Raw genomic sequence first — 8,315 nt, forward strand, 5'->3', positions numbered from 1 at the left:
ACTCAGGCCGCAAAGTATACGGATCGAGACCGCGGCGCACAAGGGATCAGCGCTTGAGGATGTTGAGCACGCCCTCGAGCTCGATGCGCATCTGCCGGATGATCTGTTGGCTCTGGGCCACGTCCTCGCGCTCTTCGCCGCTCTCGAGCTTTTGGCGGGCACCGCCGATGGTGAAACCCTCCTCGTAGAGCAGGGCGCGGATGCGGCGGATCAGTATGACATCGTGACGCTGGTAGTAGCGCCGGTTACCGCGGCGCTTGACCGGTCTCAGCTGGGGAAACTCCTGCTCCCAGTAGCGCAGGACGTGGGGCTTGACCGCACACAGCTGGCTAACCTCGCCGATGGTGAAGTACCGCTTCGACGGGATCGGCGGCAGTTCGCCATCACTGCTCTTCTCGGGTTCCGGCATAGCTCTCGACGCGGCTCTTGAGCTTCTGGCCGGGGCGGAAGGTCACCACGCGCCGGGCGGAAATGGGGATCTCTTCCCCGGTCTTGGGGTTGCGGCCAGGCCGCTCGTTCTTGTCGCGCAGCTCGAAGTTGCCGAAGCTCGAGAGCTTGACCGGCTCGCCGTTTTCGAGGGCGGTGCGGATCTCCTCGAAGAAGAGTTCGACCAGCTCCTTGGCCTCCCGCTTGTTCAGGCCGACCTCTTCGAAGAGCCGCTCGGCCATATCCGCCTTGGTCAGCGACATCTTACTCCCCTCTCAGGCTCGCTCCGAACTGTTGCTGCAGGCGGGAAACCACCCCCGCCATGACGTCATCAACGTCGCGATCCGTAAGCGTGCGCGAATAATCCTGTAAAATCAAGCCCATGGCAACGCTTTTCTGGCCTTCAGGGACCCCTTTGCCCCGGTAGACGTCGAACAGTCGGCTGCCGACGGCGTACGTCCCGGCCGCATCGCGGGCGGTGCGAAGCAACGCCCCGGCGGGCACGTTATCGTCGACGAGTACCGCCAGGTCACGCCGGATCGACGGATACCGCGAGATGGGCTGGAAACGCGGCAGCGCGGCGCGGCTGAGCGCCTCAAGCGTGATCTCGAAGAGCACGGGGGCGCCGTGGAGCTCCAAGGCGTCGGCGTGCTCCGGGTGCAGGGTCCCGAGCCAGCCGACCGGGCTGTCGTCACGCAGGATCCGCGCGCACTGACCCGGATGCAGGGCCACGTGCTGTGCCGGCTCGAAGGTGAACGAGGCGGGCTCGCCGGTCTGGGCGATCAGTGCCTCGAGGTCCGCCTTGACGTCGAAGAAGTCCACCGACCGCCGCGGTGCATCCCACTGCTCGGCGTAACGGGGGCCGGCGGCCACGCCGGCGAGCATCGGTGTCTGGGCCAGGTCGTCGAGGTGGCCGCGGAAGGTGCGCCCGCACTCGAACAGCCGGACCCGTTCGTGTTGGCGGTGCTGATTGCGCTGCGCAGCCATCAGCAGGCCGGGCCAGAGCGAGGTGCGCATCACCGCCAGCTCTGCCGACAGCGGGTTGGCCAGCGGCAGCCCCTCGGCCTCGGGATCGAGGCGCTGCTGGAGCTGCGGATCGACGAAGGCGTAATTAATGGCCTCGAAGTAGCCACGCTCGACCAGCGTCGTGCGCAGGGGCCGGTCGTCGAGCTGCTGCTCTGGGGCCGCGGCTACGTGCAGCGGCGCGCGCAGGGGGCGTTCGGGGACGTTGTCGAAGCCGTAGAGGCGGGCCACCTCCTCAATGAGGTCCACCTCGCGCTCCATGTCGAAGCGCCAGCTCGGCGGCTGGACGCGCCAGCCAGCCTCAGTGGATTCCGGGCGCGTGCCCAGGCGCTGGAGCATGCCGCTGACCTGTTGCTCTTCGATGGACCAGCCGAGCAGGCCTTCAAGGCGCTCGCGGCGCAGTTCGATGGGCGCGCGGCGGGGTAGGGCGTCGGCGGCCACGACCTCGTTGATCGGCCCTGGGCGGCCGCCACAGATGCTCAGCACCAGCTGCGTGGCGCGCTCGCTGGCGGCACGGGGCGTCTCGAAGTCCACGCCGCGCTCGAACCGGTGGGAGGAGTCGGTGTGCAGGCCGTAACGTCGGGCCCGACCGGCGATGGTGGCCGGATGGAAATGGGCTGCTTCGAGGAAGATGCTGGTGGTCGCGTCGCCCACGGCGGTGGTCTCGCCACCCATCACGCCGGCGAAGGCCACCGGACCGGAGGCATCGGCGATGACCAGCACGCCGTCGTCGAGCTCCACCTGCTCGCCGCCGAGCAGCGTCAGCGTCTCGCCGGCGCGCGCGCGACGGGCGGTCACCGGCGGGCTCAGGCGGTCGAGGTCGAAGGCGTGCAACGGCTGACCGTACTCGAGCATGACGTAGTTGGTGATATCCACCAGCGCCGAGACGCTCCGGATCCCGGCGCGGCGCAGACGCTCGCGCATCCAGATCGGTGTGGGCGCCTGCGGATCGACATCGCGGATCACCCGGCCGGTGTAGCGCGGGCAGTCCGCCTCGGCCTCCAGGGTGATCGGCAGTTGCTCGTCGCAGGCCGCCGGCACGGCCTGCGGCTCGGCGGTGTGCATCTCGGCCCCGGTGCGTGCCGCCACGTCCCGCGCGATCCCGATCATGCCCAGGCAATCCGCGCGGTTCGGTGTGAGGTCGATCTCGAGGACGGTGTCATCCAGCGCCAGGGCCTGGCGCAGATCGCTCCCGGGGGCGAGGCTCTCGGGCAGCTCCAGCAGCCCGTCGGCCTCGTCGCTCAGGCCCAACTCGCTGGCCGAGCAGAGCATGCCCGCCGAGGCTACGCCGCGCACCTCGGCGGCCTGGACCTGCAGGCCGCCCGGGAGCTCCGCGCCGGCACGCGCCAGCGGCGCGCTCAGGCCGGGGCGCGCGTTCGGGGCACCGCAGACGACCTCCAGGCGCTCGCCGCCGGCGTCCACGTCGCAGACTTGGAGGCGGTCGGCCTCGGGGTGGGGCCGGCAGTCGACGATCGAGCCGACCACCACACCAGTGAAGGCCGGGGCGGCGGGCTCGATGGCATCCACCTCGAGGCCGGCCATGGTCAGTGCCTCGGCCAGCGCCTCGGTCGAGAGCGACGGGTTCACCCACTCGCGCAGCCACTGCTCACTTACACGCATGGTTCACCGGAATTGCCCGAGGAAGCGCAGATCGTTGTCGAAGAACAGGCGCAGATCGTCCACGCCGTAGCGGAGCATGGCCAGGCGCTCGACGCCCATGCCGAAGGCGTACCCGGTCCACTGCTCGGCGTCGATGCCGGCGTGCTCGAAGACCGCCGGATGAACCATGCCGCAGCCGAGCACCTCCAGCCAGCCGGAGTGCTTGCACACCCGGCAGCCATCGCCGCCGCAGATCACGCACTCGACGTCGACCTCGGCCGAGGGTTCGGTGAACGGGAAGTACGATGGCCGAAAGCGCACGGCGACCGGGCGCTCGAAGAAGGCGTTGAGGAACTCGTGGAGGACGCCCTTGAGATCCGCCAGGCTGACATCGCGATCGACCAGCAGCCCCTCGACCTGGTGGAACATCGGGGTGTGGGTGAGATCGGAGTCGCAGCGGTAGACCCGTCCCGGGGCTACGACGCGGATGGGCACGCCGTCGCGCTCCATCACGCGAATCTGCACCGGGGAGGTGTGCGTGCGCAGCAGCCGTGTGGCGTCGAAGTAGAACGTGTCATGCATCGCCCGCGCCGGATGGTGAGCGGGGATGTTCAGCGCCTCGAAGTTGTGCCGGTCGTCCTCGACCTCCGGCCCGTCGGCGGCGTGGAAACCGGCACCGGCGAAGATCGCGGAGATACGCTCGAGGGTGCGGGTGACCGGATGGAAGCCGCCGCGCTCGGTGCCGCGGCCGGGTAGGGTGACATCGATCCGCTCGGCGGCCAGACGCTGCTCGAGAGCGGCTCGCTCAAGTTCGGCGCGCCGGGCCTCGATACGCTGACTGACGCGCTCCTTGGCGGCATTGATGGCCGCACCGGCCTCGGGCCGCTGCTCAGCGGGCAGTTGACCGAGACCCTTGAGCAGGGCGGTCAGCCTGCCTTTCTTGCCGAGATAGGCGACCCGGACCTGATCCAGACCCGCCAGGTCAGAGGCGCCGTCTACGGCGTCCTCTGCCTCCCGGGTCAGCGCGTTGAGTTCGTCCTGGTAGTCGGCACCCATGCCCTGGCGAGCCGCCCTCAGTTGCTGAGGGCGCCCTGGGCACGCTTGGCCAGCGCCGCGAAGGACTGCGGCTCGTGGACGGCCAGGTCAGCCAGCTGCTTGCGGTCGACCTCGATGCCGGCCTGCTGCAGGCCGTTCATCAGGCGGCTGTAGGACAGGCCGTGCTGACGCGCTGCCGCATTGATGCGCTGGATCCACAGGCTGCGGAACTCGCGCTTGCGCAGGCGGCGGTGGGCGTACGCGTACTGCCCGGACTTGATCACCTGCTGGCGGGCGATGCGGAAGGCGCTGCCCCGCATGCCGTAGTAGCCCTTGGCAGCCTTGAGAACCTTCTTGTGCTTGGCGCGGTTGGTGACGCCCCGCTTGACTCGTGACATGGAAGAACGCTCCCGTGTTTACTTGGCGACCATGCGCCGGACCATCGGCGCATCGCTCGCGTGGACCTCAGTCAGCTCGCGCAGACGGCGCTTCCGCTTCGGGTCCTTCTTGGTCAGGATGTGGCTGTGGTTGGAGCGCGCGCGGGTGATCCGGCCGGAGGCCTTCACCTTGAAGCGCTTCGCTGCGCCACGGTTGGTCTTGAGCTTGGGCATGACTGCCTCCCCCTCATCACAAAAAGAAGCGAGCGCGCCGCCTGACTAGCGGTACGCGCCCGCAGCGTGGTTCGACACCTTACTTGCCCTTGCGCGGGCTCATCATCATGACCATCAGCCGCCCTTCCATTCGCGGCCGCTGGTCCACGGTACCGACATCGCTGAGCTCTTCCTCGAGCCGGTCCAGCAGGCGCTTGCCGAGCTCTTGGTGCGCCATCTCCCGGCCGCGGAAGCGGATCGTCACCTTCGCCTTGTCGCCTTCCTCGAGGAACCGGCGCAGGTTGCGAAGCTTGACCTGGAAGTCGCCCTCGTCCGTGCCCGGACGGAACTTGACCTCCTTGACCTGAATCTGCTTTTGCTTCTTGCGCGCCGCCTGCTGCTTCTTACTCTGCTCGAACTTGAACTTGCCGTAGTCCATGGCACGGCAGACCGGCGGGTCCGCGTTGCCATCGATTTCCACAAGATCGAGTCCCTCGTTTTCGGCTTGCGCAAGGGCGTCTTCGGTGGGCAGCACGCCGACCTGTTCGCCGTCCGAACCGATCAACCGCACCTGCGGTACCGTGATCTGCTCGTTGATCCGGCGGTTGTCGCCGCCGCCGCCACGCCCGCGTTTCGGTCTCGTTGCGATCCTCTAATCCTCCTGTTCGCGCCCGTGACCCGCGATATCGTTACCAAGCCGCGATACGAGCTCTTCCAGTTCCATGGAGCCGAGGTCGGTGCCGTCGCGGTGGCGGACGGCCACCGTACCGCTTTCCAGCTCCCGGTCCCCAAGAACCAGCATGTAGGGAACCTTCTGCAACGTATGCTCGCGGATTTTATAGCCGATCTTCTCGTTCCTCAAGTCGGCCTCGGCGCGGAAACCGGCTTCGAGCAGCCGTCTCTCCACATCGCGGGCGTAATCGCCCTGGCGGTCGGTGATGTTGAGCACCACCGCCTGGACTGGAGCCAGCCAGGTGGGTAGGGCGCCCCCGTAGTGCTCGATGAGGATGCCGATGAACCGCTCCAGGGAGCCGAGGATGGCCCGGTGGAGCATCACCGGCGTACGCCGCTCGCCGTCGTCATCGACGAACTGTGCCCCCAGCCGGCCCGGCATGGAGAAGTCCACCTGGATGGTGCCCAGTTGCCAGACGCGCTCCAGGCAGTCGCGCAGCGAGAACTCAATCTTCGGCCCGTAGAAGGCCCCTTCGCCGGGCTGCAGGGTATAGTCGAGCCCGTGCGTTTCCAGCGCCGTGGCCAGCGCCGACTCGGCCTTGTCCCAGAGCGCATCGTCGCCGACCCGCTCGTCCGGGCGGGTGGAAAGGGCGATGAGCACATCGTCGAAGCCGAAATCGCGGTAAGCCTGGTAGACCAGATCGATGAAGGTGCGGACCTCCTCCTGGATCTGGTTCTCGGTGCAGAAGATGTGGGCATCGTCCTGGACGAAGCCGCGTACCCGCATGAGCCCGTGCAGCGTGCCCGAGGGCTCGTTGCGGTGGCAGGAGCCGAACTCCGCCAGGCGCAGCGGCAGGTCCCGGTAGCTCTTCAGGCCCTGCTTGAAGACCTCGACGTGGCACGGGCAGTTCATCGGCTTGACCGCGTAGTGCCGCGATTCGGACTCGGTGACGAACATGTTGTCGGCGAACATCGCCCAGTGGCCGGAGCGCTCCCACAGGCTGCGGTCCACCAGCATCGGGGTGTGGATCTCCTGGTAGCCGTTCTCGCGCATCAGCTGGCGGATGTACTCTTGGACCTCCAAGTAGAGGCGCCAGCCGCGCGGGTGCCAGAACACCATCCCCGGCGACTCCTCCTGGACGTGGAAGAGATCCTGGGTCCGGCCCAGCCGCCGGTGGTCGCGCCGCTCGGCCTCGGCCAGGCGGTCCAGGTAGGCCTTGAGCTGCTTGCGGTCCGGCCAGGCGGTGCCGTAAACGCGCTGGAGCATCTCGTTGTTCTGGTCGCCGCGCCAGTAGGCGCCGGCCACCTTGGTCAGCTTGAACGCCTTCAGCCGGCCGGTGCTCGGCACATGGGGGCCGCGGCACAGATCGGCGAAATCGCCCTGGCGATAAACCGTGATGGTCTCGCTCTCGGGCAGGTCGTCGATGATCTGGGCCTTGTACGTCTCGCCCTGCTCAAGGAAAAACTGCCGGGCAGCCGCCCGGTCCCAGACCTCGCGCTCCACGGGCTGGTCGGCCTCGGCCAGCTCGCTCATGCGCTGTTCGATCGCTTCCAGCTCGTCTTCCGAGAGGGAGTGCTCACCGGCGAAGTCGTAGTAGAAGCCGTTGTCCACCGTCGGCCCGATGGTCACCTGCATCTCGGGGTGGATCTGCTTCACCGCCTGGGCCATCAGGTGGGCGGTGGAGTGGCGGATCACGTCGAGCCCGTCCGGGTCGTTGGCGGTGACGATCTCCACGCGCGCATCGTGCTCGATGGGGCGGTCGAGATCGACCAGTTCACCGTCGACACGGCCGACGATGGCGTCCTTGGCCAGCTTGCGGCCGATGGACTCGGCGATCTCGCGGGTGGTGACCGGGTGATCGAACTGCTTGACGGAGCCGTCGGGGAGGGTGATGGCGGGCATGGCTGAGCCTCCACAGTGGTGACCGATACGAGGGGCCACGTGCATGAATGACTGCGCCCGGCGCGATATCCCTGCAGTCAGGGGTCGCGACCGGGCGCAGTGCAGCGTATCTGGTAGGCGCGAGTGGACTCGAACCACCGACCTCCACCATGTCAAGGTGGCGCTCTAACCAGCTGAGCTACGCGCCTGTCGATGTGCAGGGCATTCTAATCGTGTGCGGCGTGGAGTCAACCCCTGTCTGTAACTCACTGAATAGGCAGCTCGTTGTCCTGCTGATTATAGAGCGGCTGTATACGTGCTCGGAAGGAGCCTGACCGTTCCTGCTCTTGTGGTTGCTGTCTTGGCCCATGTTTGGCCCGCCTGTGGCCCAACCTTGGCCTCCTTGTTGGGCCTCGACTCATCGGTCAGGGGTTTCTCTGATCACAACCCGCAGTTGGGCCATACCTGTGTCTTACCTCCCCATGCCGGCCTATGGCTCAGTGGTTCGTTTTACCGAGGCGTCCTGAGTCGCCTTCGGAGTCTTCCGGAATGTGCTCGATGAGCTCTTCTACCCGGCAGCCGAAGAAGCTGCAAAGTCGGTCGATCACGTCTGTGGTCGTGTTGTAGCCGCGCTGGTTGGCGATCTTGGAGAGCGTCGTTCTATTGACGCCAGTCTCCTCAGCGATCTCCGTCATCTTGATTCTGCGTCCTTCGGCGAACTCGCGGTCCGCGATGCGCTCTTTGAGGCGGTATCTAATCATCGGGCCCTCCAAGTTTGGTTGCAGTGTAACGCATTGCGGACGGATGTCCGATAAAGCTGCCATGTGTTCTTGACAAGACCGCAACCATGGGTTACATTGGTTAAGCCTGGTTAACACAGGTAAGCCAAAAGGCACAGGAGGAACGATGGAGCAATACACTTATCTGTCAGCGAAGCAGTTGTCCGAGCGCATCCCGTACTGTGCGCGCTACATCAACGAGGTTCTGCGGGACCGGGAGTTCATTGAGGGCATCCATTACCTGCGGCCGTTCAACGGTCGGAAGGTCGTGTATCTGTGGGAGCCAATCGAGGAGATGATGTTGGCCCC

Annotated in this window: 10 protein-coding genes and 1 tRNA gene; 1 reads left to right on the forward strand and 10 read right to left on the reverse strand. The window is 66.6% G+C overall.

Annotated elements, in window-relative coordinates:
* Positions 1-46 precede the first annotated feature (46 nt).
* From LRF89_RS11510 to LRF89_RS11555, 10 genes are all read right to left on the reverse strand, one after another.
* Positions 47-409, reverse strand: a complete 363-nt coding sequence (locus LRF89_RS11510; RefSeq protein WP_201168250.1) for a MerR family transcriptional regulator — start codon at positions 407-409, stop codon at positions 47-49.
* Positions 384-689 carry an integration host factor subunit alpha gene (gene ihfA / locus LRF89_RS11515; RefSeq protein ID WP_011813244.1) on the reverse strand — a complete coding sequence of 102 codons (306 nt, stop codon included), beginning with the start codon at positions 687-689 and terminating at the stop codon, positions 384-386. The genes LRF89_RS11510 and ihfA overlap by 26 nt, the downstream gene beginning before the upstream one ends.
* A gap of 1 nt (position 690) precedes the next feature.
* Positions 691-3,069 carry a phenylalanine--tRNA ligase subunit beta gene (pheT, locus tag LRF89_RS11520; protein WP_201243000.1) on the reverse strand — a complete coding sequence of 793 codons (2,379 nt, stop codon included), beginning with the start codon at positions 3,067-3,069 and terminating at the stop codon, positions 691-693.
* A gap of 3 nt (positions 3,070-3,072) precedes the next feature.
* Positions 3,073-4,104 (reverse strand): phenylalanine--tRNA ligase subunit alpha, encoded by a 1,032-nt coding sequence (pheS, locus tag LRF89_RS11525; protein WP_201168246.1) that lies wholly within the window; start codon positions 4,102-4,104, stop codon positions 3,073-3,075.
* Positions 4,105-4,121: 17 nt separating this feature from the next.
* Positions 4,122-4,481 carry a 50S ribosomal protein L20 gene (rplT, locus tag LRF89_RS11530; protein WP_238637157.1) on the reverse strand — a complete coding sequence of 120 codons (360 nt, stop codon included), beginning with the start codon at positions 4,479-4,481 and terminating at the stop codon, positions 4,122-4,124.
* 18 nt (positions 4,482-4,499) lie between these two features.
* Positions 4,500-4,694, reverse strand: coding sequence for a 50S ribosomal protein L35 (gene rpmI, locus LRF89_RS11535; protein ID WP_201168244.1), 195 nt, complete (start codon positions 4,692-4,694; stop codon positions 4,500-4,502).
* A gap of 79 nt (positions 4,695-4,773) precedes the next feature.
* Positions 4,774-5,322 carry a translation initiation factor IF-3 gene (infC, locus tag LRF89_RS11540; protein ID WP_238637160.1) on the reverse strand — a complete coding sequence of 183 codons (549 nt, stop codon included), beginning with the start codon at positions 5,320-5,322 and terminating at the stop codon, positions 4,774-4,776.
* 3 nt (positions 5,323-5,325) lie between these two features.
* The gene (gene thrS, locus LRF89_RS11545) at positions 5,326-7,248 is read right to left on the reverse strand and encodes a threonine--tRNA ligase (protein WP_238637158.1); all 1,923 of its coding nucleotides are present in this window, start codon (positions 7,246-7,248) and stop codon (positions 5,326-5,328) included.
* 111 nt (positions 7,249-7,359) lie between these two features.
* Positions 7,360-7,436: transfer RNA gene (locus LRF89_RS11550), tRNA-Val, on the reverse strand.
* Between the two features lie 288 nt (positions 7,437-7,724).
* Positions 7,725-7,988 carry a helix-turn-helix domain-containing protein gene (locus LRF89_RS11555; RefSeq protein WP_238634932.1) on the reverse strand — a complete coding sequence of 88 codons (264 nt, stop codon included), beginning with the start codon at positions 7,986-7,988 and terminating at the stop codon, positions 7,725-7,727.
* Between the two features lie 145 nt (positions 7,989-8,133).
* Between LRF89_RS11555 and LRF89_RS11560 the strand changes: the two genes are divergently transcribed.
* Positions 8,134-8,315 (forward strand): hypothetical protein (locus LRF89_RS11560; RefSeq protein ID WP_238637159.1); only part of this gene is annotated, 182 nt, incomplete at its 3' end.

It is taken from the genome of Halorhodospira sp. 9621, assembly GCF_022228055.1.
Lineage (GTDB): Bacteria > Pseudomonadota > Gammaproteobacteria > Nitrococcales > Halorhodospiraceae > Halorhodospira > Halorhodospira halophila_A.

What these genes read in the sequence shown, in the direction of transcription:
- ihfA (WP_011813244.1), bottom strand. Translation starts at nt 689, where the DNA reads ATGTCGCTGACCAAGGCGGATATGGCCGAGCGGCTCTTCGAAGAGGTC.
- pheT (WP_201243000.1), bottom strand. Translation starts at nt 3,069, where the DNA reads ATGCGTGTAAGTGAGCAGTGGCTGCGCGAGTGGGTGAACCCGTCGCTC.
- rplT (WP_238637157.1), bottom strand. Translation starts at nt 4,481, where the DNA reads ATGTCACGAGTCAAGCGGGGCGTCACCAACCGCGCCAAGCACAAGAAG.
- LRF89_RS11555 (WP_238634932.1), bottom strand. Translation starts at nt 7,988, where the DNA reads ATGATTAGATACCGCCTCAAAGAGCGCATCGCGGACCGCGAGTTCGCC.
- LRF89_RS11510 (WP_201168250.1), bottom strand. Translation starts at nt 409, where the DNA reads ATGCCGGAACCCGAGAAGAGCAGTGATGGCGAACTGCCGCCGATCCCG.
- thrS (WP_238637158.1), bottom strand. Translation starts at nt 7,248, where the DNA reads ATGCCCGCCATCACCCTCCCCGACGGCTCCGTCAAGCAGTTCGATCAC.
- pheS (WP_201168246.1), bottom strand. Translation starts at nt 4,104, where the DNA reads ATGGGTGCCGACTACCAGGACGAACTCAACGCGCTGACCCGGGAGGCA.
- rpmI (WP_201168244.1), bottom strand. Translation starts at nt 4,694, where the DNA reads ATGCCCAAGCTCAAGACCAACCGTGGCGCAGCGAAGCGCTTCAAGGTG.